Here is a 25190-nt window from a genome sequence, read left to right as displayed (position 1 = left end):
CTGCGCGCCATCTGGGTCGAGGGCAACGAATACCTGCAAGAGGCGGCCCCCTGGTCCACCTTCAAGACCGACCCCGAGCGTGCCGCGATGCAGACCCGCCTCGCGCTCAACCTCATCCGCCTCTACGCCGTGCTCAGCAGCGCCTTCATCCCCGACGCCGCCGCCGCGATGCTAGAGGCAATACAAACCGAGAGTGACAGCTGGCCCGATGATGTGCCCACAGCCCTCAAGGCGCTCGCCCCCGGCCACGCCTTCACTGTCCCCGAGGTGCTCTTTTCCAAGATCACCGACGAGGCCCGCGAAGACTGGCAAACCCGGTTTTCGGGGATAAGGACCTGAACGACAAAGCAAAACGCGCAGGGCGGTCCACCCGCCCCGCGCGCCCATTTCCTTGACGTTCCGCCTCAGGCCGTCAGCATCCGGTAAATCTCGTCCTTCAACGCCGCGCGCTGCTTGCGCATCTCGACTTCGGTCAATTCCTCGACCGGCTCGACCAGCGTTTCGGCCCGGTGCACGGCGCGGTTCAGCGCGTGATACTCTTCCGCCAGCTTGGCAAAATGCGCATCTGCCTGCTTCAATTCGCTGATCTTGTCGGCCAGTTGCGGGAATTCTTCCGGCAACTCATGGGGGGTGTTGGACATGGCGCATCTCTCCTTCTTGATTGCTCGCCCCCAACCCTAGGGATCAAGGCGCGCGCCCTCCTTGATCCGGATCAACAAAGGCGACTTTCGCAATCATCTTGAGCAAAAACTTACCGCCTCTTGCGCTGCGGCTTGGGGCGCGCGGGCTTGGTCTGCTCTGGCTCGGGCTCTGCGGGCATGCCCAATTGCTCGCGCAACACGCGCGGGCGGATTTCCTCGACGGCACCGGGCTTCAACTGGCCCAATTGGAACGGGCCATAGGACAGCCGGATCAGCCGGTTCACCACCAACCCCACCGCTTCCATCGCGCGGCGGATTTCGCGATTCTTGCCCTCGCGGATCGCCACCGTGATCCAGGCATTGGCCCCCTGCTGGCGATCAAGGCTGACGATCATCGGCTGAAACGCCTCGCCCTCGACCACCAATCCTTTGCGCAACGGCTCGAACGTGGCCTCGGTGGGCCGCCCGTTGACCCGCACCCGATAGCGCCGCAGCCAGCCGGTCGAAGGCAGTTCCAGCTTGCGCTTCAACTCCCCATCGTTGGTCAAGAGCAGCAAGCCTTCGGAATTGAGGTCAAGCCGCCCCACGCTCATCACCCGCGGCATATCCTCAGGCAGGTCGTCATAGATCGTCCGGCGCCCCTGTTCATCGCGCGTCGTGGTCACAAGGCCGGTGGGCTTGTGATAGAGCCAGAGCCGCGCCGGTTCCGGCGCATCAAGCGCGCGCCCGTTCACCACCACCTTGTCGGCGGGGGTGACATTGAGCGCGGCGCGCAGCACCTTTTGCCCATTGACGGTGACGCGCCCCTCTTCGATCAGGCGCTCGGCTTCGCGGCGGCTGGCGATGCCCGCGCGGGCGATGACCTTGGCGATACGCTCGCCCGCGGGGGGCGTTTTCTCTGGGGTTTTGCTGTTCATGCGCCGCGCATAGCGCAATTGCAGAGCTTGCGAAAGCGTCTTGCGCGCGGCACAAGCAGGACATGACATTTCGCAGCCATATGGACATCGCCCTCGATGAGGCCCGCGCCGCCGCCCAGCGCGGCGAGGTGCCGGTGGGCGCGGTCCTCGTTGCCCCGTCGGGCGTAATCGTGGCGCGCGCAGGCAACCGCACCCGCGAACTGAGCGACCCAACGGCCCATGCCGAAATCCTCGTCCTTCGCGCGGCTTGCGCAGCGGTTGGCTCCGAACGGTTGCCTGGCCATGATCTCTATGTGACGCTAGAGCCTTGCGCGATGTGCGCCAGTGCCATCGCGGCGGCGCGCATTGCCCGGCTCTATTATGGGGCCGCCGATCCCAAATCCGGCGGGGTGGCCGTGGGCGCGCGGGTGTTCACCCATCCTCAATGCCATCATGTCCCCGAGGTTTACGACGGCATCGCCGCAACCGAGGCCGAGATCCTGCTCAAGACCTTCTTTCGCGACCGCCGCAGCCCGTCAGAAGAGCGATAGGCCTTCGGCCAGAAAAGGATGCCGCGCCACAATCGGCGTGACAATCGTATCGCGCAAAATGGGTTTCAATTTCTCCGCCAGAGTCGCGGGCATGTCCTGCAATATCCCTTTTCGCGCCGTCACGCTGATCGTGCGCGTCAGCGGTGCCATCGGCAATTCGAACACGTCGATCTGATCGGCAAAGCGTCGCGCCCGCATCAACGCGAGCGGCGTCAGGATCGACCATCCCGCCCCCTGCCCCACCAGTGCCAATATGGAGTGATAGCTATCCAACTCGAACCGGTGCGGCATGCTCAGATTCTGCCGCGCCAGATGCGACGAGATGAGCCGCCCCATGTAATGCCGCTGCGTATATTGGATGAGCGGCAGACGCTTGAGCTGCCGCAACACGTCGCGCTCGGGCCGGATCACGCCGCGCGGTGCGACCACGGCAAAGCCTTCGCGCAACACCGGATGCACCTCGACCCAATCCGCCTCGCCACCCAGTTCCGCCGCCACGATCACATCAAGCGCGCGGGCATCGAGTTGATCATAGAGATGATGGCTCGCCCCCGTCTCCAGCAGAAACTGACAGCCTTTCAACTCGCCCGCCATATGGGTCAAGAGCTGCGGCGTCACATCCGCCTCCAGATCCTCGATCATGCCCAGCCGAAACCGCGTCAGGGTCGAGAGATGCGACATTGCAAGCTCCGCGCGTGCCTGCGCCGCCTCGTTCAGGATGGCCAACGCGCGCCGATGCATGATCTCGCCCGCAGGGGTCAGGCGGATGGGCCGCGCATTGCGCTGCAAGAGCGTGGCCCCCACCGCCCCTTCGAGATTGGTCAATTGCTGGCTCACCGCCGACGGGCTCGCCCCCAGCCGCCGCGCGGCTGCGGAAATCGAGCGTTCATCAGCCGCCGCCATGAACACCTCGATCCCCCACAGGGTTATCCGCCCTGGGCTCTCGACCATGTCGGCTTATTTGCCCAGCCGCGACAGCTTGTCTTGCAACTCGGCGAGCTGTTTCTTGATCTCGTCCAGCCCCTCATCCCCCGCCTCGGAACCCTTGGTGCCCTTGGGGGACGTGCCCGCCATGCCGGTGAACCGCCCGGTCATCGCCTTCATGAACGCCTCTTGCTGCGCGCGCATCGCCTCCATGCCGGGCATCGCGGCCAAGGGGTTGGCCTTGGTCATGTTCTCCAGCATCTTGGATTGCCCATCGCGCAGCATCTCGAAACTGGCGGCCAGAAATTCCGGCACGACGCTGGTGGCCTGCGTGGTATAGCTGCGCACCAGATCATTGAGAACATTGATCGGCAGCACGCTTTCGCCCCGGCTCTCATGTTCCGCGATAATCTGGAGCAGGTATTGCCGCGTCAGATCATCCCCGGATTTCAGGTCGATGATCTGCACCTCGCGCCCCTCCCGGATGAATTCCGAGATATCCTCGAGGGTCACGTAATCGGATGTCTCGGTATTATACAGCCGCCGGCTGGCATAGCGTTTGATCAGCAGCGGTTTTTTGGAGTCGGCCAAGGGGTATCCTCCCGGAGAATGCAGCGCTGCAGCATAGCTTAGACACAAGCGTTACAAAAAGAAAGGGCGAGCCGCATGGCTCGCCCTTCGCAGTCCATACCCCTCAAGGGAGGGGATCAGGGTATGGCGCTGCTAACCTTACTTGGCCGCTGCGGTTGCCTTCTGGGTCGCTGCGGTCACGTCGTCTGCGGCTTTCTTGACAACCTTGGTGGCGTCTTCCTGCATGGTCTTGCCAGCGGCCAGCATCAGTTCGACGGTTTCCATCTGAACTTTCTTGGCAACTTCGGCGAAGGCGGCCATGTTCTCGGCGGCCACTTCGGCATTGGCCGATGCGAAATCGGTCATTGCCTTGGCGTAATCAGCCGGCTCTGCTTTGGCTTTGGACATTTCGCTCAGCTTGGCGAGGGTGTCTTTGGTCCATTTGTTCGAGATCTCGGCCGATTTCTCGGCTGCGGTCAGAGCCACGCCCGAGAGCTTCTCGCTCAGGGTTGCCTGGTTCTTGAAGGCATCTTCGAATGCCTTGGTGTCAACCGGGAATGCGCCCATGACGTCCTTGAACATCGCGGTGAAATCTTGTGCTTTTGCCATTGGTTCGGTCCTTTCGGCTTTGGCGGAACATCCCGCCGGTTCTGCAACTGCAACAACATATACATGCTGCACCGCAGCATTTCAAGTCTTTTTCTGCGGTGCAGCATTTTTCCGATTGCACAAGAAAAAAGCGTAACAGATCAGAGCGTTGCCTTTTTACGCACATAGGTGCCGGGGGCCGGGGCCAGCGCCGGATGCTCCGAATCTCCCGGCTCGCGTGCCGCGATCATCTTGCCCGACCGTTTGGCCAGCCACGATTCCCAGCGTGGCCACCACGATCCTGCGGTATAGTCCGCCCCCTGCATCCAGGCCTCGGCATCGCCGCTCAGATCGGCATTGGTATAATGCCCATACTTCTTTTTCGTAGGCGGATTGACGATCCCCGCGATGTGGCCAGATTCCGAGACGATAAAGGTCCGATCCTTGGAGCCCGTCTGCTGGAACCCGCGATAGCAGTCTTTCCAGGCGGCGATATGGTCGGTCTCGCAGGTGATCGACATCAGCGGCACCTTGACGTCCCGGATATGCAACCGCTCGCCGCAAATCTCGAAACCATCGGTCACGAAATGGTTGCCCTGACACAGACCGCGCAGATACTGCACCGTCATTTTGCCGGGCAGGTTGGCCCCGTCGCCATTCCAATAGAGCAGGTCAAAGGCAGGCGGCGCCTCGCCCATCATGTAGCTGCGCACGGCTGGCTGATAGATCAGATCGCGGGACCGCAGGAATGACATGGTCCGTCCCATGATGAACGACCGTAATATCCCTTGCTCTGTCACCTCTTCCTCGATCCCATCAATGAAATCGTCCTGAAGGAAAGGCGTGAATTCCCCCTGCTCGGAAAAATCCGTGAGCGCGGTAAAGAAGGTGGCGGATTTGACCGATTTGTCGCCCCGCTTGGCCATCAGCGCCAGCGTCATGTGCAGCGTGGTGCCCGCGATGCAATAGCCGACCGTGTTCACCTCTTTTTGGCCGGTGATGCCCTTGGCCTCGCGAATCGCGGTCAGGAACCCCTCTTCGATGTAATCCTCCATACCGACCTCGGCATGGCTGGCATCGGCATTGACCCAACTCACGACAAAGAGCGTGTAGCCCTGATCAACCACCCATTTGATCATGCTGTTGTCGGGCTTGAGATCGAGAATGTAGAACTTGTTGATCCAGGGCGGAAAGATCACGACCGGAATTTCATGCACCTGCTCGGTCGTGGGGCTGTACTGGATCAGCTCCATCATCCGGTTGCGATACACCACCTCGCCCTGCGTGGTGCCGATATTCTCACCCAGCTTGAACGCCTTGTCATCCGCCAGCCGCACCACCAACTCGCCATTGTTGGCCTCGAGATCCGCGATAAGGTTCTCCAACCCCTTGACCAGGCTCTCGCCCTCGGTCGCCACAGCCCGCTCCAGAGCATCGGGATTGGTGCCCAAAAAATTCGTGGGCGACATCATGTCGATGATCTGATGAGCGAAATAATCCAGCCGCCGCTTGTCCTTGGGCGGCAGATCTTCGACATCGCCCACGGCGTTTTCGATGGCCTGCGCGTTCAGCGCGTATTGCTGCTTGATATAGCGGAAATAGGGATGCGTGTTCCACAGCGGGTTGGCAAACCGCTTGTCACCCGCCAAGGGATCGGGCGCGTCCTCCTCAGCCACCGGCTCTCCGCGCAGCATGACCTGCTGCGCCTCCAGAAAATGCCGCACCGACTTGCCCCAGTATTCCAACTGCTGCTCATAGATCTTGCCGGGGTTCTCGATGGCCTCGGCCCAATAGGATTTCGCTGCCTTGGCGAAAAGCTCCTGATTGGGGCCGTTCAATGTCGGATTGGCCGGGTTACGCGCCGCGAGCGCTTGGATCAACCGCTGCGACAACTGCTCGACCTTGGCAAGGTTCTCGTTGAGTTTTTCCAGATTTTGCCCTGCGACATCGTCTTGCGTTGCCATTTTTTATATTTCCCCTTAACATTTTCTGCTATGCAGCATAGCGTCACACTGATCGGAGGGGATCGTGTGACGAGTAAACCGGGTCAATCGCCCGAACAGGAGACGAACATGCGCTACATGGCCACATACGACCTGATGGAATCCCTCCGAAATACCAATCAATGGCTGGGTGCCTCCGCCCTCTCTCTCGCATCCTACCCGATGTTCAGTATGGTGCCAAACCCTGCTTTGCAATGGATGGCGGCTTGGGGCGAAGTGACCGAGCGCAGCTTCAAGCGCATGGTATCCAAACCCGATTGGGGCATCCGCACCTTTACCCATGAGGACGGGCGCGATCACCTCGTCAACATCGAGACCGTCGTGTCGCGCCCCTTTGGCGATCTCATTCACTTCAATGTCTCTGGCCGCCCGGAACAGCCGCGCAAGATCTTGCTCGTTGCGCCCATGTCGGGCCATTACGCCACGCTCCTGCGCTCGACCGTCAAATCGCTGATCGTCAATTGCGAGGTCTATGTCACCGATTGGCATAATGCGCGCGACATCCCCGTTTCCGCCGGCAAATTCGATATCGAGGATTACACCCTCTATCTTGTCGATTTCATGAAGGCGCTTGGCCCCGATATCAACGTGATCGCCGTCTGCCAGCCCGCACCGCTGACACTGGCCGCCACCGCCTATCTCGCCGAACTCGACCCCGACGCGCAGCCCAGCACGCTGACCCTGATCGGCGGGCCGATCAACCCCGATGCAACCCCGACCGACGTGACCGACTTTGGCCGCCGCGTCACCATGGGCCAGCTCGAAGAGACCATGATCCAGCGGGTCGGGTTCAAGTACAAGGGCGTCGGCCGTCAGGTCTATCCGGGCCTGCTGCAACTCGCCTCCTTCATGTCGATGAACGCCGAACGCCACTCCTCGGCCTTCTCGGACCAGATCATGCGTGTCGCAGGCGGCGAAGCCTCAGACAATGACGCCCACAACCGCTTTTACGATGAATACCTCGCGGTGATGGACATGACTGCCGAATTCTACCTCTCGACAGTGGAACGCATCTTCAAAGGTCTGGAAATCGCGCAGAACCGCTTTGTCGTGAACGGGCACAAGGTCGATCTGGGCAAGATCACCCGTGTCGCCGTCAAGACTGTCGAAGGCGGCAAGGATGACATCTCGGCCCCCGGCCAATGTGTTGCTGCGCTCGACCTCTGCACGGGCCTGCCCGACAGCCTCAAGGCCAGCTATCTGGAACCCGAGGCCGGGCATTACGGCATCTTCGCCGGCCGTTCGTGGCGCAACAATATCCGGCCCCTCGTGCTCGATTTCATCGACGCCAACGCGCGCAAAGACCCCAAACCGGCGAACAAGAACGCCCGCGCAACCGGCTGAAATCTCAGGCGGCGGGTCCTCCCGCCGCCAACCCGCTCAGGCGTCCACCCGCCGTTGCAGCACCAGCGGCTGCCGCAGCCACCCCCGCAGCGCCGCTGTCGTGGTCTCGGGCTGCTCCAGCACCGGCAAATGCCCCGCGCCCGGCACCACCACCAGATTGGCATAGGGGATGAGATCGGCCATGAACCGATGCCGCTTGACCGGCGTCAGCCCGTCCTCTTCCCCGCAGAGCACCAGAACCGGCACCTGACACCGCCGCAAAACCGCCTGATAATCGCGCCGCCGTTGCAGCGCGCGGGTCTGCCGGATGATCACCTCCGGCCCAATCGCCTCGGCCATGCGCACCACCTCGGCCATCACCTCGGATCGCTTGGGCCCGGACGCCAGATATTCAGGCCGCAGCAGCATCTGCGCCGCCTCCGCCACCGCCGCGGTCCTCAGCTTGATGATGAACGGCTCATAGGCCGTGGCCGATTGTGGCGTCTCGGCCAGCGCATTGGTATCCATCAGCGCCAGTCGCGTCACCCGGTCCGGAGCGCGACGCAGGATTTCCATCGCCACGATCCCGCCCATCGACAGGCCCGCCAAGGCAAAGCGACGCGGCAGCACATCCAGCAGATCCGAGGCGATTTCCTCGATCCGGTCGCCCCCGGTGACCGGGGCCACGGTCACAGCCATATCGGGGCTCAGCGCGGTCATCTGCGGCGCAAAGAGGCGCGCATCGCACATCATACCCGGCAAGAACACCACCGGTTCACTGCTCATCCGTCATCCCCGCCTCTGACCCGTCACATATGGCAACACACGCGGGACAGCATGACACCAGATACACGCCCCCGGCAAGGGCCTCACCCGCTCACCTCTGCCACCGCCGCGCCGATCAGCGCCAGACACTCCGGGTTTGAGAATCGGTGATCCGCCCCCTTGACCAGCGTCAGCCGCATATCCGGCCCCGTGGCATGGTCCAAAAGCCGCAAGGCTACCGACATATCCACATCCGCGTCGCAGGTGCCTTGCAGAAATCGAACCGGAAAGGGCAAATCGAGCGGGCTGCGCAACACCAGATTGTTGCGCCCCTCCTCGATCAGCCGCCGCGTGATCACATAGGGCGCGCCATAGTCTGACGGCAGCGCGACCTGCCCCTCCTCCAGCAACGCCTGCCGCTGATCGGCGTCAAAACCGCCCCACATGCTGTCTTCGGTGAAATCCGGCGCTGCGGCAATCGTGACCAGCCCCGCCACCCGCTCCGGCATCAATCGCGCCAGCAAGAGCGCGATCCAGCCCCCCATCGACGAGCCGACCAAGACCTGCGGCCCTTTCGTCAGGCCTGCAATGACGGCGCGCGCATCCGCCGCCCAATCTCCAATCGCCCCGGCCTCGAATAGACCATCGGATTGCCCATGCCCGGAATAGTCAAACCGCAGGAATGCCCGCCCGCGCGCGCGGGCCCAGTCCTCGAGCCACAGCGCCTTGGTGCCCTGCATGTCCGACTTGAACCCGCCCAAGAACACCACACCGGGACCAGCCCCATCGCTGCGGTGATAGGCAAGTCTGCGGCCCTCTGGCCCCTCGAAATAGTGTGGGTCCGACATCGCATCCTCCCTGTCCGCACAGGCGCAATCATGCACGCTGCGGCACGGAGGTTCAAACCGGATTTGCCCGGCCCGGCGTCAGAGCGCCGGGGCCAGTCTTGCGCGCTCAGCCGCCGATATAGGCCCCACGGCGCGGCCGGTAGAACACTTTTTGATTGTGGAGCCGCCCCAACAGATCATGGATCTGGCGCAGGGTCTCGTCCTTGCCGCCCAGTCCGTCCGACGTCCGGTCCGGCTGCACCGACAGATCCGCCTTGGTCTTGAGCAAGGCGCTCTCGATCAGATCCATATCCGCGACCGACAACTCAAAATTCGAATTAAACTTCGCCATTTTCCGGTCCTCGCTTGGTTGCGCACGCAAGAATCTTGCGTGTCCGATATACGGCATTTAGGGACTCATATCCGACATGTCCATAGGTTTTTTCTGCACTGCGACAAAAGGGGAAACGTATGCTTTTGCATGCAAAATTCAGTGTCAAAACGCGCTCCTATTGACCTTGCGCGCCTGAACGGGCATGTCACCCATACCAAACCCGCAACCGGGCGTTCCGTGGGCGCCAAACCGACGAGGAGCCAAGCAAATGGCCCAGATTTCCCTCACCTTTCCCGATGGCAATGCGCGCGAGTATAGCGCGGGCGTAACCCCCGCCGAGGTGGCCGCAAGCATTTCGCCGTCGCTGGCCAAACGTGCGATTTCCGCCCATGTGGATGGCGCGCATTGGGACCTGCAATGGCCCATCGACCGCGACGCGGCCATCAGCATCAACACGATCAAGGATGACGCGCCCGCGCTCGAACTCATCCGCCACGACCTTGCGCATATCATGGCCCGCGCTGTTCAGGAAATCTGGCCCGATGTTAAGGTCACGATCGGCCCGGTCATCGCGAATGGCTGGTATTACGATTTCGACCGCGCCGCCCCCTTCACGCCCGAGGATCTCGGCCTCATCGAGAAAAAGATGAAAGAGATCATCAACCTGCGTGATCCCGTGCGCACCGAAATCTGGGACCGCGATCGCGCGATCCAGCATTACCGCGACACCGGAGAGCCCTACAAGATCGAGCTGATCGAGGCCATTCCCGGCACCGAGCCCCTGCGCATGTATTGGCATGGGCACTGGCAGGATCTCTGCCGGGGTCCGCATCTGCAGAACACGGGGCAAGTGCCCGCTGATGCCTTTAAGCTGATGAGCGTGGCAGGTGCCTACTGGCGCGGCGACAGCACGCGGCCCATGCTGCAACGCATCTACGGTGTCGCGTTCCAAAACCGCGACGCGCTCAAGGATTACCTCACCTTTCTTGAAGAGGCCGACCGTCGCGACCACCGCAAATTGGGTCGCGAAATGGACCTTTTCCACATGCAGGAAGAGGCCCCCGGTCAGGTCTTTTGGCACCCGAACGGCTGGACCGTCTACACCACGCTGCAGGATTACATGCGCCGCCAGCAACGTCGCGGCGGCTATGTCGAGGTGAACACACCCCAAGTGGTCGACCGCAAGCTGTGGGAAAAATCCGGCCATTGGGAGAAATATCAGGAGAATATGTTCATCGTCGAAGTGGACGAGGATCACGCTCGCGAAAAGGCTGTGAACGCGCTCAAGCCGATGAACTGCCCCTGCCATGTGCAGATTTTCAATCAGGGCCTCAAATCCTATCGCGACCTGCCGCTGCGCATGGCCGAGTTTGGGTCGTGCAACCGCTATGAACCCTCGGGCGCGCTGCATGGCATCATGCGCGTGCGCGGCTTTACACAGGATGACGCGCATATCTTCTGCACCGAGGATCAGATCGAATCGGAAACCGCGCGGTTCATCGCGTTCTTGTCGGGCATTTACACCGATCTGGGTTTTCCGAATTTCGAGGTTCTGTTCTCCACCCGCCCCGATGTCCGCGCCGGGTCAGACGAGGTTTGGGACAAGGCCGAGGCCGCCCTCCTGTCCGCCACCCGCGCCGCAGGCATCGAACCCAAGGTTAACCCCGGCGAAGGGGCTTTTTACGGCCCCAAGCTGGAATTCACCCTGACCGACGCCATCGGGCGCAAATGGCAATGCGGCACGCATCAGGTGGATTTCGTCCTGCCCGAGCGTCTGGATGCAAATTACATTGGCACCGATGGGGCCAAACACCGCCCCGTGATGCTGCACCGCGCGGTTCTTGGCAGCTTCGAGCGTTTCATCGGCATCCTGATCGAGGAACACGCAGGTCGCCTGCCCTTCTGGCTGGCCCCCCGTCAGGTGGTGGTCGCCTCCATCGTGTCCGAGGCGGACGACTACGTTACAAAAGTCGCCCGAAACCTTACAGACCTTAACATCCGCGCCGAGGCCGACACCCGCAACGAAAAGATCAATTACAAGGTCCGCGAGCATTCTCTGGCCAAGGTTCCGGTGATCCTGGCCTGCGGCCCGCGCGAGGTCGAGGATGGCACCGTGTCGCTGCGTCGCTTGGGCGAAAAGGACAGCCGCATCGTGCCACTGGATCAGGTCGCAGCAGAACTGGCGCGCGAGGCAACACCGCCGGACCTGTTGTAATTACAGGGAAATTTAGCGCTGTGCGGGATCAGAGGCGACCCGCACAAGCCGCGTAAGGCTGCCAAGGCTCTCGCGTTGGCGGCCCTCCGTGTCGAAATTCGCAGGGTCCAGCCAGAATGAAAACGCCTCTTTCAGCGCGGGCCATTCGGCGTCAATCGCGGCAAACCAAGCCGTGTCGCGATTGCGCCCCTTGACGACCGTCGCCTGCCGGAAAATCCCCTCATAACTCAGCCCCAACCGCTGCGCCGCCCGTCGCGACGGCATGTTGAGCGCGTCGCATTTCCACTCGAACCGGCGATAGCCCGCCTGAAAAGCCCATTGAATCAAAAGGAAAATCGCCTCTGTCGCGGCACGCGTGCGCTGCAGGGACGGGGCAAAATTGATATGCCCCACCTCGATTGAACCCGATTGCGGCGTGATCCGCAAATAGCTGGCAACACCCCCCACATGCCCTGTGTCGAGGTCGGTAATGGCATAGAAAAGCGGATCATTCCCCGCCGCCATCTCTCTCGCCCACCGGTGCAACTGCGCCGAAGACGAGAACGGCCCATAGGGCAGGTAATCCCAAATCGCATCATCCGCCGAAAACGCGCGGTGCAAATCCGCCGCATGCCGGTCTGCATCCATCCGCTCAAGCCGCGCATAACGCCCCACGAGCGGCGCGCCATCCGGAGCCGGTGGCGGTGTCCAGTTCAGCAGCTTTGGCCCAACTGGCCGATTTTGCGTCATTTTTTCGGGCCTTGCACAAATAACTTGACGCGACATTGCCTCAATATCGCGCCAAGGGAAAGCCCCACCTAGTCCTGCGGGATGACCCGCAGCCCAAGCTCCATCAACTGATCGCTCGTCGGGTCCGACGGCGCGTTCATCATCAGATCCTCTGCCCGCTGGTTCATCGGGAACATGATGACCTCGCGGATGTTCGACGTGCCCGCCAAAAGCATCACGATCCGGTCGATCCCCGCCGCACAGCCACCATGCGGAGGCGCGCCGTATTGAAAGGCGTTGACCATGCCGCCAAAGCGCTTGCGAACTTCGTCTTCGCCATAACCAGCCAGCTCAAACGCCTTGATCATAATATCAAGTTTGTGATTACGGATCGCGCCCGACACCAGCTCATAGCCGTTGCAGGCAAGGTCATACTGATAGCCCAAAACCTTGAGCGGATCACCAGACAGCGCCTCAATCCCGCCCTGCGGCATCGAGAAGGGGTTGTGCGAAAAGTCGATCTTGCCGGTGGTCTCATCGGCCTCATACATCGGGAAATCGACAATCCAGGCAAAGGCATAGCGGTTCTGATCGGTCAGCCCCAACTCGTCGCCAATGACCGTTCGCGCCTTGCCCGCGACCCGCTCGAAGGCCGCAGGCTTGCCACCAAGGAAGAACGCGGCATCGCCCACGTTCAGACCAAGCTGTTGGCGAATGGCCTCGGTGCGCTCGGGGCCGATGTTCTTGGCGAGGGGGCCTGCGGCCTCCATCACGCCATCGGCCTCCCGCCAAAAGATATACCCCATCCCCGGCAGGCCCTCTTTCTGGGCAAAGGCGTTCATGCGGTCGCAGAACTTGCGGCTGCCGCCCGTGGGGGCGGGAATGGCGCGGACCTCGGTGCCGTCCTGCTCCAAGAGCTTGGCGAAAATGGCAAAGCCTGAGCCGCGGAAATGCTCGGACACGTCCTGCATTTTGATCGGGTTGCGCAGGTCGGGCTTGTCGGTTCCATACCAAAGGGCTGAATCCGCATAGGAAATCTGCGGCCAAGCCTCGGGCGCGTCCACCGACTTGCCGCCACCAAACTCTTGGAACACACCTGCGATCACCGGCGCGATGGTGTTGAACACATCCGCTTGGGTGACAAAGCTCATTTCCATGTCAAGCTGATAGAAATCCGTGGGCGAGCGGTCGGCGCGCGGATCTTCATCGCGGAAACAGGGGGCAATCTGGAAATACTTGTCGAACCCCGAAACCATGATCAACTGTTTGAATTGCTGCGGTGCCTGCGGCAGGGCGTAGAACTTGCCCGGATGCAAACGGCTTGGCACCAGAAAGTCGCGCGCGCCCTCGGGGCTCGAGGCGGTGATGATCGGCGTCTGAAACTCGCGGAACCCCTGATCCCACATGCGGCGGCGCATCCCCGCCACCACATCCGAACGCAGGGTCATGTTGCGCTGCATCGCCTCGCGGCGCAGGTCGAGATAGCGATAGCGCAGGCGCGTTTCCTCGGGGTATTCCTGATCGCCAAAGACCTGAAGCGGCAATTCGGCGGCAGAGCCCAGAATTTCCACGTCGCGGATGAACACCTCGATCTCGCCGGTCGGGATCTTGGGGTTGATCAGCCCTGCGTCGCGCGCCTTCACCACACCATCGATTCGGATACAATATTCGCTGCGCAGCTTCTCCACTTGGGCAAAAACCGGGCTGTCGGGGTCACAGATGAGCTGCGTCACGCCATAGTGATCGCGCAGGTCGAGAAAGAGAACCCCGCCATGATCGCGGATACGGTGCACCCATCCGGCAAGGCGGACATCGGCGCCTACGTCCGATTTGGTCAGGTCTGCGCAGGAATGGCTGCGATATGCGTGCATGTTGGCTCTCCGGTCCCGGCTCTGGGCTTTGGTCTTGGGTTCGGGCCGATACACCTTGGCGGGGCGGCAAAGTCAAGGGCGTGGGGCGATGCGCACCGCAAAACCGTTTACACAAAGGGCAATCTGCGCAAAAATACCTGCCACACGAGCAGGCAGACCCGGGGAACACGGGAAATAGGACCGGTTTGGTACACCGTTGAAATGCGCCGGTTGGGCGCGCGGACATGGGGTGTGACATGTGGACCAAGGCTCTGGATGGGTTGTTGACCCATTTCTTCAAAAGCGGATGTTTGCGCGTGACCTATCCCGACGGGATCACGCGGACCTATGGCACGGGGGGCGACTGCGTGGCGGTCACACTGCACGACCCGACCCTGCCCCGCCGCATCGTGCTCTCGCCTGACATGGCGGCGGGCGAGGGCTATATGGATGGCACGCTGACCATCGAGGGCGATGACCTCACTGGCTTTCTCAGCCTCGCCATGCGCAACATCGGCGCGCAAGGGCAGCCGTGGTTTCGCCGCCCGCTGGAGGCGCTCCGCTGGTTCAAGCGGCGTCTGGATCAGTTCAACCCGGCGGCGCGCTCTCGTGCCAATGTGGCGCATCACTATGACCTCTCGGGCGAGCTTTACGATCTCTTCCTCGATGCCGACCGGCAATATTCCTGCGCCTATTTCGCCCGCCCCGACATGACGCTGGAAGAGGCGCAGGCCGCCAAGAAGGCGCATATCGCGGCCAAGCTCTTGATCGAGCCGGGGATGCGCGTGCTCGATATCGGCTGTGGTTGGGGCGGCATGGGGCTGACCTTGGCGCGGGATTTCGGTGCACAGGTGACGGGTGTCACGCTCTCGCAGGAACAACATGCGCTTGCCAATCAGCGCGCGCAACAGGCGGGGCTGGCGGACAAGGCGCGGTTTCACCTGATGGACTACCGCGATGTGAAGGGACAGTTTGACCGCATCGTGTCGGTGGGCATGTTCGAGCATGTCGGCGTGCCGCATTACGACGCCTATTTCGCGACGGTCGAGCGGCTGCTGGCCCCGGATGGCATTGCACTCATTCACACCATCGGGCGCGCGGGGCCGCCGGGCGCGACAAGCCCCTGGATCACCAAGTATATTTTTCCGGGCGGTTATTGCCCCGCCATGTCCGAGACGATGGCGGCGGTGGAGCGGCACAAGCTGGTCACAACCGATGTCGAGGTCTGGCGCCTGCATTACGCGGAAACCCTGCGCCATTGGCGCGAGCGGTTCGAGGCCAATATTGACCGCGTGCGCGCGCTCTATGATGACCGCTTTTGCCGCATGTGGCGCTATTATCTGATTGCGAGCGAACTCACCTTTCGGCTCAACAATCAGGTGGTGTTCCAGTTCCAGTTGACGCCGAAACAGGATGCCGTGCCGCTTACCCGCGATTATCTCTATTGCGGAGAGACTGCGGCCCTGCGCCACGCTGCGGAATAAGCCGGATCAGGCCGGAACAGGGGCAAGCGCACGGGCAAAGCGCGCTTTCCAGAGCGCCTCTTCGTATTCGCCCGCCGCGGTGCTGTCATAGACCACGCCGCCGCCTACGTTGAGGGTGGCGCGCCCCTCCTCGACCATGATCGTGCGAATGGCCACGTTGAACTCGGCCCGCCCATCCGGTGCCGCCCAGCCGATGGCCCCGCAATAAATGTCGCGGGCGTGCTGTTCCAACTCGGCCAAAATCTGCATCGCCCGCAGCTTGGGTGCCCCGGTGATCGACCCACAGGGAAAGAGCGCGCGCAGAATATCCGACAGGCCCATGCCGGGCATCAGATCGGCGGTGATGAGCGAGGTCATCTGATGCAGGGTTTCGTAGGTTTCGACCGAGAAAAGTTCAGGGACACGCACAGAGCCCGGCACGCTCACGCGGCTGATGTCATTGCGCAACAGATCCACGATCATCAGGTTCTCGGCTCGGTTCTTGGCATCCGATTGCAGAAAGAAACGGCGGCGCGCATCCTCTGCCGCATCCGCGCTGCGAGGCTGCGTGCCCTTCATGGGCCGGGTTTCGATCCGCCCATCGGCATGGGTGCGAAAGAACAACTCGGGCGAGCGCGAGAGGATCGCAGGCAGGCCCGCCGCCTCGATCAACGCACCATGGCGCACGGGCTGGATGGCGCAGAGTGCGGCATAGAGCGCCTGAGGCGTGCCTTGGGCGGTCATGCGGAGCGGAAAGGTGAGGTTGGCCTGATAGATGTCGCCCGCGCAGATATAGTCATGCACGGCTTCAAACGCCCGCGCATAGCGCGCCTGATCCCAATCCGGCACGAGATCACCAAGCGCGGCCGGACCCGCCTTGAGCGGCGCGGCAGGGCCGGGTGCGGCATAGGTCCCGAATTGCAAAAGCGGCAAGCGGCGGCGCGCGGGCATGTAAGGTGCCAGACGTGGCTCGAGCGCGTGACCCAATTCGTAGCTTGCAAAACCTGCCAGCCAATACCCCTCGCCCCGCGCCTGATCGAGCGCCGCGAGCGCAGCGGGCACGTCTTCGGGTGTATGGGCCACAATCAGGCGCTCGGCCTGTGCGAACAGGCTGGCTTCCTCATCAGGACCATGATCGAAACGAATCTGCACGGTGCATCCTCTAGCCAAGTGGAATGTATTTAGGCCCGCGACGGCCAAAGCACACCCTTAAATGCGTCGGTTTGAGCCGGTTTTGCGGTCGGATGCACGCTTGACAGCGCGTCAAGCTCGGGAAACGCTGGTACAAGGGTTTTGTAAGAGGGGCAGCGGGCATGCAGCGGTGGATCGGTGGCTTGGCCTGTCTCTGGCTGATGGCCTCGGCCGCAGAAGCGGGGCAGGTCTCTATCGGGTTCGAAGGACCGGGCGAAGGGCCCGCCCCCATCGAAATGCCCGAAGATGGCTACCGCGTTGTCACCCGTGACATGATGATTTCATCGCCCACCAAATCCGGCAATGGCAGCGATGGCCCGAATGAGATCGAGAGCGCGATGAACACGCGCGGCGCGGTGGCGATCCTGCGCGATGCGCCCTTTGTCTTTGTTTCGCTGGATTGGCAGACGGAAACCGGCGCGCCACAGGTGGTGGTCGAGGGGTATCTGGGCGAGATGCTGGTGGCGCGGGATCGGTTTGTCGCGCGCGGGTCGCATGATGCGTTCACAACCCATCATGCGGGTGCCCTCGCCGGGCAAATAATCGACCGTCTGATCCTCTACCCGCAACGTGACGGCAGCGGCATGGGCGCGCTTGACCGGGTCATTCTCGAGGATGCGTCCGAGTTGCCGGAAACCTCCTGAGCGCGGCACGGGTTTGCCCCTTGCACCCCGGCCTGTGATGGCTATAACCCCACCAATTTGCGCAGGTGGGCCAGCCCCCCCCTGCCCTTCCAGCTGCCCGGGGACCGATATGCCGAAAAGAACCGATATTTCATCCATCATGATCATCGGAGCGGGGCCAATCATCATCGGACAGGCCTGCGAATTCGACTATTCTGGTGCTCAGGCCTGCAAGGCGCTGCGCGAAGAAGGGTATCGGGTGATCCTCGTCAACTCGAACCCCGCCACGATCATGACCGACCCGGAATTGGCCGACGCCACGTATATCGAGCCGATCACCCCCGAGGTCGTGGCCCGGATCATCGAAAAGGAACGCCCTGACGCGCTCTTGCCCACGATGGGCGGACAAACCGGCCTGAACACCGCCCTTGCCGTGGCGGATATGGGCGTGCTGGAGAAATTCGGCGTGGAACTGATCGGTGCCAACCGGCAAGCCATTGAAATGGCCGAAGACCGCAAACTCTTCCGCGAGGCGATGGATCGACTGGGGATCGAAAATCCCAAAGCCACGATTGCCAACAACATGGATGAATGTATGGCAGCGATTGATTACGTGGGCCTGCCCGCAATCATCCGCCCGGCCTTTACTCTTGGCGGCACCGGCGGCGGCGTGGCCTATAACCGCGACGATTACATCCATTTCTGCAAAACCGGCCTTGATGCCTCTCCCGTCAGCCAGATCCTGATCGACGAAAGCCTGCTGGGCTGGAAGGAATTCGAGATGGAGGTGGTCCGCGACAAGGCGGACAATGCGATCATCGTCTGCTCCATCGAAAACGTCGATCCGATGGGCGTGCATACGGGCGATTCGATCACCGTGGCACCGGCGCTCACGCTTACCGACAAGGAATACCAGATCATGCGCAACGGCAGCATCGCCGTTCTGCGTGAAATCGGGGTGGAAACCGGCGGTTCCAACGTGCAATGGGCTGTGAACCCCGAAGACGGGCGCATGGTGGTGATCGAGATGAACCCGCGCGTGTCGCGCTCTTCGGCGCTTGCCTCCAAGGCCACAGGCTTTCCCATCGCCAAGATCGCGGCCAAACTGGCGGTGGGCTATACGCTCGACGAGTTGGACAATGACATCACCAAGGTAACGCCTGCGTCTTTCGAGCCGACCATCGACTATGTCGTGACCAAAATCCCGCGCTTTGCGTTTGAGAAATTCCCCGGTGCCAAGCCGCACCTGACCACCGCGATGAAATCGGTGGGCGAGGCAATGGCGATTGGCCGCACCATCCACGAGAGCCTGCAAAAGGCGTTGGCGTCGATGGAAACGGGCCTCACCGGCTTTGACGAGGTCGAGATCGAGGGTGCCCCCGACAAGGCCGCCGTGATCCGCGCGCTGTCAGTCGCCACGCCGGACCGGATGCGCACCATCGCGCAGGCCATGCGCCACGGCCTCAGCGACCAAGAGATCAACGCCGCAACCGCGTTTGATCCGTGGTTCATTGCCCGTATCCGCGAAATCGTGGACGCCGAAGAGCGCATCCGCCGCGACGGTCTGCCGCTCACTGAAAATGGCCTGCGACAGCTCAAGATGCTGGGCTTTACCGATGCCCGTCTAGCCAAGTTGACGGGCCGCGACGAAGGTCAGGTGCGCCGCGCCCGCGTCAATCTGGGTGTGCGCGCCGTGTTCAAGCGGATCGACACCTGCGCCGCCGAGTTCGAGGCACAGACGCCCTATATGTATTCCACCTACGAAGTCCCGATGATGGGCGAGGTCGAATGCGAGGCGCGTCCGTCAAACGCCAAAAAGGTCGTCATTCTGGGCGGCGGCCCGAACCGGATCGGCCAAGGGATCGAGTTTGACTATTGCTGTTGCCATGCCTGTTTCGCCCTGTCCAAGGCGGGCTATGAAACCATCATGATCAACTGCAACCCCGAGACGGTTTCGACCGACTATGACACCTCGGACCGTCTTTACTTCGAGCCGCTGACCTTTGAGCATGTGATGGAAATCCTGACCAAGGAGTTGGAGAACGGCACCTTGCATGGGGTCATCGTGCAGTTTGGCGGGCAAACGCCGCTCAAACTCGCCCGCGCGCTCGAGGCGGAGGGGATTCCGATCCTGGGCACCACACCCGACGCGATTGATCTGGCCGAAGACCGCGAGCGGTTTCAGGCGCTCGTGACCAAGCTGGGCCTCAAGCAGCCGCATAATGGCATTGCAAGTACCGGGGCGCAGGCGCTTGCGATTGCCGAGGACATCGGCTTTCCGCTGGTGATCCGCCCCTCCTATGTGCTGGGTGGGCGCGCGATGGAGATCGTGCGCGACATGGCGCATCTCGAGCGGTATATCAACGAGGCGGTCGTGGTCTCGGGCGATAGCCCTGTGTTGCTCGACAGCTACCTTTCGGGCGCCATCGAATGTGACGTGGACGCGCTCTGCGATGGCACTCGTGTGCATGTGGCGGGCATCATGCAGCATATCGAAGAGGCAGGCGTGCATTCCGGCGATTCTGCCTGTTCGCTGCCGCCCTATTCCCTGAGCGACGCAACCATCGCCGAGATCAAGAAACAGACCGAGGCTCTGGCGCTCGCGCTCAATGTCGTGGGTCTGATGAACGTGCAATTCGCGGTCAAGGGCGACGACATTTACCTGATCGAGGTAAACCCCCGCGCCAGCCGCACCGTGCCCTTTGTGGCCAAGGCAACCGACAGCGCGATTGCCTCGATCGCCGCGCGCCTGATGGCGGGCGAAACGCTCGATGCCTTTCCGTTCCGTGGCCCTTACCCCAAGGATACCAAGCCCGGCACCCTGCCGATGGCCGATCAGATGACACTGGCCGATCCCAACATGCCGTGGTTCTCGGTCAAGGAGGCGGTGCTGCCCTTTGCCCGCTTCCCCGGCGTTGACACGATCCTTGGCCCCGAAATGCGCTCGACCGGCGAGGTGATGGGCTGGGATGTGTCCTTCCCGCGTGCGTTCCTCAAGGCGCAGATGGGCGCAGGGGTGGACCTGCCCGAGAGCGGGCGCGTGTTCATCTCCATCAAGGATATGGACAAACAACCGCAGATGATCGAGGCGGCACAAGTGCTGGTCGATCTCGGGTTCGAGATCATCGCCACGCGCGGCACGGCGGCGTTTTTGTCCGAGGCGGGCATTGCCTGCGAAATCGTGAACAAGGTCTATGAGGGACGCCCAAACATTGTGGACCTGCTCAAGGACGGGCAAATCGCGCTGGTGATGAACACGACCGAAGGCACGCAGGCGGTCGAGGACAGTCGCGAAATCCGCTCAGTCGCGCTCTATGACAAGATCCCCTATTACACGACCATGGCCGGATCGCACGCTGCTGCCCTTGCTATCAAGGCCCGGCAGGAGGGGGAATTGACAGTGATGCCGTTGCAGGGCAGCACGGCCTGACCGGCAAGACCATGTAGGTAGGTCAGAGCGGCGCGCCATGGGTGCGCCGTTTTTTTGTTTCCCTGCCAGTAGCGCCTATGCAATGTATATACATTGCATAGGCAAAGTGATATTCTGTGCCCTGTGGAGGAGCACGGCCCATGCCAGACGGATCGCGCAAACAGAAAGAGCACAAGGATAGTCAGCTCATCCTGCGGATCAACGGCAAGGATCGGGATGATTTCGTAGCCCTTTGCAAGGCTCTGGATACGAGTGCCGCGCGTGAGATCCGCGCCTTTATTCGTGGCTTTGTCGCGGCGCATACGGCACAAGAGCCGCAGGTCTCAGAGGTAGAGGGCATCATCAGAGACAGCCCTGATCCCCAGCCTCAAAAGCGTAAATCCAAGCGCGGCAAAAAGCGAAAATGATTCTCCCCTGATACCAACACGCGCCACATCTCGACACCCCACATTACTCATTTCATTCAACATCAACTCACAACCTCACAGGACGAAGACCATGTCAGACCTTCACGACATTCCCGGCGTCGGCCCCGCCATTGCTCTTGGCCTCGCCGAAATCGGCATCACGAGCGCCCAAGACCTGAGCAAGGCCGATGTGGCGACCCTGACCAAGGTGCGCGGCATTTCCGAGGCGCGCGCCGAGCGGTTCATCGCCGTGGCCAAAATGGTTATCGCCAGCCCAGATGCACCCAAGTCAGTCCCGGTCAGTTCGGAAAAGCCCGAAGACAGCAAACCCTCCAAGGACAAATCGAAGTCCAAGAAGGACGGCGGCAAGAAGAGCAAGAAGGACAAAAAGACCAAGAAAGAGAAGAAGGCGGATAAATCCGGCTCTGACAAGAAGTCTAAGAAAAGCAAGAAAAAGAAATAAGACCGACTTTGCGCAAGACGCGGCAGGTTGCAAAATGCAATCTTCCGCGTCAATTTGCCTGACCGCACACTATCGGTGACTGCGTTCAGCTTCCTCCAAAAACTCTCACATTCCCGATCAGAATGCCCCCTGCCATGTGCGGGGTCAAACCTGCTTCATGCTGCCTGACGGCACGATTGGAACCATGGCTCGCCGTGCTCATTCTTTATTGTAGACAATATGTATTTTATTATACTACAAACCGCCATCGTCCGCACATCGCGGAGACGCTTCAGCTCGGAGGGTTTGCCGTGAGCGACGGATCAATCAGCCGCAAGGCACGTTGTGTCGAGGATATGCGGCGGCGCATCCTGACACAGGAGTATGAGCCGGGGGGGTATCTGGACGAGGCGGAGTTGGCGGAGACCTATGGCATCTCTCGCCCGCCGCTGCGCGAGGTGCTCAACCAGCTCTCGGGCGAAGGCTATCTTGTCCTGCACAAAAACCGTGGCGCGCAGGTGGCCCCCATGACGCACAAGACCCTGCGCAATTTCTTCATGGCCGCGCCAATGCTTTATGCGGCGGTGTCGCGTCTGGCCGCCGAGCATGCGACCCCGGCGCAGATCATGCGCCTCAAGGATGCACAGACCCTCTTTCGCAAGGCGATCTGCGACGCTGATACCGCCGAGCGTGCGCTGATGAACCAGCGCTTTCACGCGATCATCGGCGAGATGGCCGACAACGAATTTCTCACCCCCAGCCTGCGCCGCCTGTTGATCGACCACACGCGGATCGGCATGTCCTTTTACAACCCCCGCAATCAGTCATTGGCGGCGCAGCGCACTATCGCGGCGGATCAACATGACCAGTTCATCGCACTGATTGAGCAGGGCGACGCGGATGGCGCAGCGCAACTCGCGCTGGATCATTGGGACCTGTCGCGCGCAGAGATCGAAACTTTCGCAACCCCCGCCGGGATGCAGATCCCGCTTGGCCGCGCACCGGGCGATACGGGCAAGAAAGGAACACCATGAAATTCGACGGCATCTACACGCCTGTCATCACACCTCATCGCGAGGATGGCAGCATCGACCGCGACGCCCTTGCCGCTCAGATCGAGTATCTGATCGCCGCAGGCGTTCATGGTCTCATCAACGGCGGCTCGACGGGCGAATACTACGCGCAGAGCTTGGAAGAGCGGCTTGAAATGGCCAGTTTCGTCAGGGAGGTGATCGGGGATCGCCTGCCGCTGATCGTCGGCACCGTGGCGATCCGCCTGCCCGATTCCATCTCCATGGCCGAACATGCCGCCCGCATCGGGGCGGCCGCGCTGCTGGTGGGCTCGCCCCCCTACGCCGTGCCGACCGAGCGCGAGAACGCATTGAACGCGCTGGCCATCGACCGTGCCGCCGATCTGCCGATCATGCTCTACAACTACCCCGGTCGCATGGGCATCACCATGGGCGAGGAGTTTCTTGACCGGGTGGGCCGCAGCCGCAATTTCTGCGCCATCAAAGAAAGTTCGGACGACATCAATCGGGTGCACCTCTTGGCGCGGGATTATCCGCATATCCAGATGTCTTGCGGGATGGATGATCAGGCGCTCGAATTCTTTGCTTGGGGTGCGCGCTCTTGGGTCTGCGCGGGGTCAAATTTCCTGCCAGCCGAGCACATCGCGCTCTGGCGCGCCTGCGCGGTCGAGGGCGATTTCGACAAGGGGCGACGGATCATGTCGGCGATGATGCCGCTGATGCGCGTGCTCGAACAGGGCGGCAAGTTCATCCAATGCGTCAAGCATGGCTGCGAGATGATGGGGCAATATGCCGGCCCGCCGCGCCCGCCGCTCAGGCCCCTCAACAAGGACGACAAGCGGCAGTTGGAACAGGTGGTGCGTGTGCTCAAGCGCACTGTGGCCGCGATCGAGGCCGAAATCGAGACCGGGCATCAGGCGGAGGCAGCACAATGAGCGATCTTTTGACAACCGAGGAATACAAGGCCATCGCGGCGGATCTCTCGCTGCCGACACAGGCCTTTGTCGACGGCAGCTTTCGTCCCGCCGCTTCTGGCAAGACCTTTTCCAGCGTCAATCCCGCCACGGGAGAGGTTCTGGCCGAGATTGCCGCCTGCGATGCCAGCGACGTGGATTTCGCCGTTGCCAAGGCCCGCGATGCCTTTGAGGACGGGCGCTGGTCGCGGCTGCATCCCGGCGCGCGCAAGGCGGTCTTGATCCGTCTGGCCAAGCTCATCAAGCGCAACGCGCGCGAACTGGCGGTGATGGAGAGCTTGGACAGCGGCAAGACGATCTACGATTGCGAAACCGTGGACCTGCCCGATACGATCCATTGCCTGACATGGCATGCCGAGTTGATCGACAAGATCTACGATCAGGTGGCCCCCGCCTCGGACAATCACATCGCCATGATTCTGCGCGAACCGGTGGGTGTGGTGGGCCTCGTGCTGCCATGGAATTTCCCCCTCCTGATGCTGGCGTGGAAGATCGGCCCCGCCCTCGCGGCGGGCTGTTCGGTGATCGTGAAACCGGCCGAGGAAACATCGCTCACAGCCCTGCGCGTGGCAGAACTGGCGATGGAGGCGGGCGTGCCTGCGGGTGTGTTCAACGTGTTGCCGGGTTCGGGGCCGCATGTCGGTGAGCCTTTGGGCCGCCACATGGACGTAGACGCCATCAGCTTTACCGGCTCGACCGAGACGGGACGGCGGTTCCTGCGTTACGCGGCAGAGAGCAACCTCAAGGAAGTGACGCTGGAAATGGGCGGCAAGAACCCCGCCGTCGTGCTCGACGATGCCGAGAACCTTGACCGGGTGGCGGCGCATATCGTCAACGGCGCGTTTTGGAACATGGGTGAGAATTGCTCGGCTTCCTCGCGCCTGATCGTTCAGAAAGGTGTCAAGGACGCGCTCTTGGAGCGGATCAAGGCGCATGCCCGCGAATGGCCCGTGGGCGATCCGCTTGACCCCGTCAACCGAGTGGGCGCGCTGGTCTCGCGCGCGCATTACGACAAGGTTTGTTCCTATCTCGGCAAGGGGCCAAAGGTGGTGATGGGCGGCGGGGCGAAGGACGGCTTTGTCGAACCGACCATTCTTGAGGTGGCCCCAGATGCGCCACAGGCGCGTGAGGAGATCTTTGGCCCGGTCCTGTCCGTTCTCACCGTGGACAGTTTCGACGCAGCGATTGCTCTCGCAAATGACACCGAATACGGCCTTGCCGCCTCGATCTTTACCGCCAACATCAAACGCGCGATCCGGGGCGCACGGGCGATCCGGGCGGGCACGGTCACGGTCAACAGCTTTGGCGAGGGCGACATTTCGACCCCGTTCGGCGGGTTCAAGGCCAGCGGCTTTGGCGGGCGCGACAACGGCATCCACGCACATGACCAATACACACAGATCAAGACGATCTGGGTGGACCTCAGCGACGATG

Annotated in this window: 23 protein-coding genes and 1 pseudogene; 12 read left to right on the top strand and 12 right to left on the bottom strand. The window is 61.7% G+C overall.

Going from position 1 to position 25190, the window contains the following annotated elements; translation table 11 throughout:
* Positions 1-339 (top strand): annotated as a pseudogene (locus KBT70_RS14530) (methionine--tRNA ligase); the annotation flags it as partial.
* A gap of 65 nt (positions 340-404) precedes the next feature.
* On the opposite strand, the gene KBT70_RS14525 reads toward KBT70_RS14530, so the two are convergent.
* Positions 405-641, bottom strand: a complete 237-nt coding sequence (locus KBT70_RS14525; protein ID WP_296635158.1) for a DUF465 domain-containing protein — start codon at positions 639-641, stop codon at positions 405-407.
* A 110-nt stretch (positions 642-751) separates the two neighbouring features.
* Positions 752-1558 carry a pseudouridine synthase gene (locus KBT70_RS14520; RefSeq protein ID WP_296635152.1) on the bottom strand — a complete coding sequence of 269 codons (807 nt, stop codon included), beginning with the start codon at positions 1556-1558 and terminating at the stop codon, positions 752-754.
* Positions 1559-1620: 62 nt separating this feature from the next.
* On the opposite strand from KBT70_RS14520, the gene KBT70_RS14515 reads away from it, so the two are divergent.
* A complete protein-coding gene (locus KBT70_RS14515) occupies positions 1621-2088 on the top strand; it encodes a nucleoside deaminase (protein WP_296635148.1) in 468 nt (155 codons plus the stop codon).
* On the opposite strand, the gene KBT70_RS14510 is transcribed toward KBT70_RS14515, so the two are convergent.
* From KBT70_RS14510 to phaC, 4 genes are all read right to left on the bottom strand, one after another.
* Positions 2074-3039, bottom strand: coding sequence for a LysR family transcriptional regulator (locus KBT70_RS14510; protein ID WP_296635144.1), 966 nt, complete (start codon positions 3037-3039; stop codon positions 2074-2076). The two genes, KBT70_RS14515 and KBT70_RS14510, sit on opposite strands and share 15 nt — an antisense overlap.
* Positions 3040-3045: 6 nt before the next feature.
* The gene (gene phaR / locus KBT70_RS14505) at positions 3046-3603 is read right to left on the bottom strand and encodes a polyhydroxyalkanoate synthesis repressor PhaR (RefSeq protein ID WP_296635140.1); all 558 of its coding nucleotides are present in this window, start codon (positions 3601-3603) and stop codon (positions 3046-3048) included.
* A gap of 138 nt (positions 3604-3741) precedes the next feature.
* On the bottom strand, positions 3742-4191 hold the full coding sequence (locus KBT70_RS14500) for a phasin, PhaP (RefSeq protein WP_296635136.1): 450 nt from the start codon (positions 4189-4191) through the stop codon (positions 3742-3744).
* A 140-nt stretch (positions 4192-4331) separates the two neighbouring features.
* Positions 4332-6134, bottom strand: a complete 1803-nt coding sequence (gene phaC, locus KBT70_RS14495; protein WP_296635133.1) for a class I poly(R)-hydroxyalkanoic acid synthase — start codon at positions 6132-6134, stop codon at positions 4332-4334.
* A gap of 108 nt (positions 6135-6242) precedes the next feature.
* Here phaC and phaZ point away from each other — a divergent pair, with 108 nt between their 5' ends.
* Positions 6243-7517, top strand: coding sequence for a polyhydroxyalkanoate depolymerase (phaZ, locus tag KBT70_RS14490; protein WP_296635131.1), 1275 nt, complete (start codon positions 6243-6245; stop codon positions 7515-7517).
* 36 nt (positions 7518-7553) lie between these two features.
* On the opposite strand, the gene KBT70_RS14485 is transcribed toward phaZ, so the two are convergent.
* The 3 genes from KBT70_RS14485 to KBT70_RS14475 form a co-directional block, all read right to left on the bottom strand.
* On the bottom strand, positions 7554-8282 hold the full coding sequence (locus tag KBT70_RS14485) for an alpha/beta fold hydrolase (RefSeq protein WP_296635126.1): 729 nt from the start codon (positions 8280-8282) through the stop codon (positions 7554-7556).
* An 83-nt stretch (positions 8283-8365) separates the two neighbouring features.
* On the bottom strand, positions 8366-9109 hold the full coding sequence (locus KBT70_RS14480) for an alpha/beta hydrolase (RefSeq protein ID WP_296635122.1): 744 nt from the start codon (positions 9107-9109) through the stop codon (positions 8366-8368).
* Between the two features lie 106 nt (positions 9110-9215).
* Positions 9216-9440 (bottom strand): hypothetical protein, encoded by a 225-nt coding sequence (locus KBT70_RS14475; RefSeq protein ID WP_296635119.1) that lies wholly within the window; start codon positions 9438-9440, stop codon positions 9216-9218.
* Positions 9441-9690: 250 nt separating this feature from the next.
* Here KBT70_RS14475 and thrS point away from each other — a divergent pair, with 250 nt between their 5' ends.
* The gene (thrS, locus tag KBT70_RS14470) at positions 9691-11637 is read left to right on the top strand and encodes a threonine--tRNA ligase (protein WP_296635116.1); all 1947 of its coding nucleotides are present in this window, start codon (positions 9691-9693) and stop codon (positions 11635-11637) included.
* A 12-nt stretch (positions 11638-11649) separates the two neighbouring features.
* On the opposite strand, the gene KBT70_RS14465 is transcribed toward thrS, so the two are convergent.
* Entirely contained in the window at positions 11650-12366 is a 717-nt protein-coding gene (locus KBT70_RS14465) for a GNAT family protein (RefSeq protein ID WP_296635115.1), read from the bottom strand.
* Positions 12367-12434: 68 nt separating this feature from the next.
* Positions 12435-14216: an aspartate--tRNA ligase gene (aspS, locus tag KBT70_RS14460; protein ID WP_296635109.1), complete on the bottom strand. Its 1782-nt coding sequence runs from the start codon at positions 14214-14216 to the stop codon at positions 12435-12437.
* Positions 14217-14452: 236 nt separating this feature from the next.
* Between aspS and KBT70_RS14455 the strand changes: the two genes are divergently transcribed.
* Positions 14453-15679: a cyclopropane-fatty-acyl-phospholipid synthase family protein gene (locus KBT70_RS14455; RefSeq protein WP_296635107.1), complete on the top strand. Its 1227-nt coding sequence runs from the start codon at positions 14453-14455 to the stop codon at positions 15677-15679.
* 6 nt (positions 15680-15685) lie between these two features.
* On the opposite strand, the gene KBT70_RS14450 is transcribed toward KBT70_RS14455, so the two are convergent.
* A complete protein-coding gene (locus tag KBT70_RS14450; protein ID WP_296635104.1) occupies positions 15686-16810 on the bottom strand; it encodes an aminodeoxychorismate synthase component I in 1125 nt (374 codons plus the stop codon).
* A gap of 161 nt (positions 16811-16971) precedes the next feature.
* Between KBT70_RS14450 and KBT70_RS14445 the strand changes: the two genes are divergently transcribed.
* The 7 genes from KBT70_RS14445 to KBT70_RS14415 all read left to right on the top strand — a co-directional run.
* Complete coding sequence (locus tag KBT70_RS14445; RefSeq protein WP_296635102.1) at positions 16972-17493, top strand: hypothetical protein; 522 nt, start codon at positions 16972-16974, stop codon at positions 17491-17493.
* 109 nt (positions 17494-17602) lie between these two features.
* Positions 17603-20902 (top strand): carbamoyl-phosphate synthase large subunit, encoded by a 3300-nt coding sequence (gene carB, locus KBT70_RS14440; protein ID WP_296635099.1) that lies wholly within the window; start codon positions 17603-17605, stop codon positions 20900-20902.
* 140 nt (positions 20903-21042) lie between these two features.
* Positions 21043-21309 (top strand): hypothetical protein, encoded by a 267-nt coding sequence (locus KBT70_RS14435; protein ID WP_296635096.1) that lies wholly within the window; start codon positions 21043-21045, stop codon positions 21307-21309.
* Between the two features lie 91 nt (positions 21310-21400).
* A complete protein-coding gene (locus KBT70_RS14430) occupies positions 21401-21772 on the top strand; it encodes a helix-hairpin-helix domain-containing protein (RefSeq protein WP_296635094.1) in 372 nt (123 codons plus the stop codon).
* 290 nt (positions 21773-22062) lie between these two features.
* Positions 22063-22785 carry a GntR family transcriptional regulator gene (locus KBT70_RS14425; protein ID WP_296635093.1) on the top strand — a complete coding sequence of 241 codons (723 nt, stop codon included), beginning with the start codon at positions 22063-22065 and terminating at the stop codon, positions 22783-22785.
* The gene (locus KBT70_RS14420; protein WP_296635092.1) at positions 22782-23717 is read left to right on the top strand and encodes a dihydrodipicolinate synthase family protein; all 936 of its coding nucleotides are present in this window, start codon (positions 22782-22784) and stop codon (positions 23715-23717) included. Before KBT70_RS14425 ends, KBT70_RS14420 begins: the two co-directional genes overlap by 4 nt.
* The coding region (locus tag KBT70_RS14415) for an aldehyde dehydrogenase (protein ID WP_296635091.1) at positions 23714-25190 on the top strand (1477 nt) is incomplete at its 3' end. The genes KBT70_RS14420 and KBT70_RS14415, both read left to right, overlap by 4 nt.

Origin of the sequence: Roseovarius sp. (assembly GCF_018066915.1) — a bacterium.
In the GTDB taxonomy this organism is placed as follows: domain Bacteria; phylum Pseudomonadota; class Alphaproteobacteria; order Rhodobacterales; family Rhodobacteraceae; genus Roseovarius.
The sequence above is the reverse complement of the archived record's forward strand: the minus strand, read 5'-3'. Positions and strand labels throughout refer to the sequence as shown.

Excerpts from the sequence above, each read along its gene's own strand:
- KBT70_RS14420 (WP_296635092.1), top strand. The coding sequence starts at position 22,782 with ATGAAATTCGACGGCATCTACACGCCTGTCATCACACCTCATCGCGAG.
- phaC (WP_296635133.1), bottom strand. The coding sequence starts at position 6,134 with ATGGCAACGCAAGACGATGTCGCAGGGCAAAATCTGGAAAAACTCAAC.
- KBT70_RS14465 (WP_296635115.1), bottom strand. The coding sequence starts at position 12,366 with ATGACGCAAAATCGGCCAGTTGGGCCAAAGCTGCTGAACTGGACACCG.
- KBT70_RS14515 (WP_296635148.1), top strand. The coding sequence starts at position 1,621 with ATGACATTTCGCAGCCATATGGACATCGCCCTCGATGAGGCCCGCGCC.
- KBT70_RS14455 (WP_296635107.1), top strand. The coding sequence starts at position 14,453 with ATGTGGACCAAGGCTCTGGATGGGTTGTTGACCCATTTCTTCAAAAGC.
- KBT70_RS14445 (WP_296635102.1), top strand. The coding sequence starts at position 16,972 with ATGCAGCGGTGGATCGGTGGCTTGGCCTGTCTCTGGCTGATGGCCTCG.
- KBT70_RS14510 (WP_296635144.1), bottom strand. The coding sequence starts at position 3,039 with ATGGTCGAGAGCCCAGGGCGGATAACCCTGTGGGGGATCGAGGTGTTC.
- phaZ (WP_296635131.1), top strand. The coding sequence starts at position 6,243 with ATGCGCTACATGGCCACATACGACCTGATGGAATCCCTCCGAAATACC.
- KBT70_RS14520 (WP_296635152.1), bottom strand. The coding sequence starts at position 1,558 with ATGAACAGCAAAACCCCAGAGAAAACGCCCCCCGCGGGCGAGCGTATC.
- carB (WP_296635099.1), top strand. The coding sequence starts at position 17,603 with ATGCCGAAAAGAACCGATATTTCATCCATCATGATCATCGGAGCGGGG.
- KBT70_RS14430 (WP_296635094.1), top strand. The coding sequence starts at position 21,401 with ATGTCAGACCTTCACGACATTCCCGGCGTCGGCCCCGCCATTGCTCTT.
- aspS (WP_296635109.1), bottom strand. The coding sequence starts at position 14,216 with ATGCACGCATATCGCAGCCATTCCTGCGCAGACCTGACCAAATCGGAC.
- KBT70_RS14500 (WP_296635136.1), bottom strand. The coding sequence starts at position 4,191 with ATGGCAAAAGCACAAGATTTCACCGCGATGTTCAAGGACGTCATGGGC.
- thrS (WP_296635116.1), top strand. The coding sequence starts at position 9,691 with ATGGCCCAGATTTCCCTCACCTTTCCCGATGGCAATGCGCGCGAGTAT.
- KBT70_RS14435 (WP_296635096.1), top strand. The coding sequence starts at position 21,043 with ATGCCAGACGGATCGCGCAAACAGAAAGAGCACAAGGATAGTCAGCTC.
- KBT70_RS14475 (WP_296635119.1), bottom strand. The coding sequence starts at position 9,440 with ATGGCGAAGTTTAATTCGAATTTTGAGTTGTCGGTCGCGGATATGGAT.
- KBT70_RS14525 (WP_296635158.1), bottom strand. The coding sequence starts at position 641 with ATGTCCAACACCCCCCATGAGTTGCCGGAAGAATTCCCGCAACTGGCC.
- KBT70_RS14485 (WP_296635126.1), bottom strand. The coding sequence starts at position 8,282 with ATGAGCAGTGAACCGGTGGTGTTCTTGCCGGGTATGATGTGCGATGCG.
- KBT70_RS14480 (WP_296635122.1), bottom strand. The coding sequence starts at position 9,109 with ATGTCGGACCCACACTATTTCGAGGGGCCAGAGGGCCGCAGACTTGCC.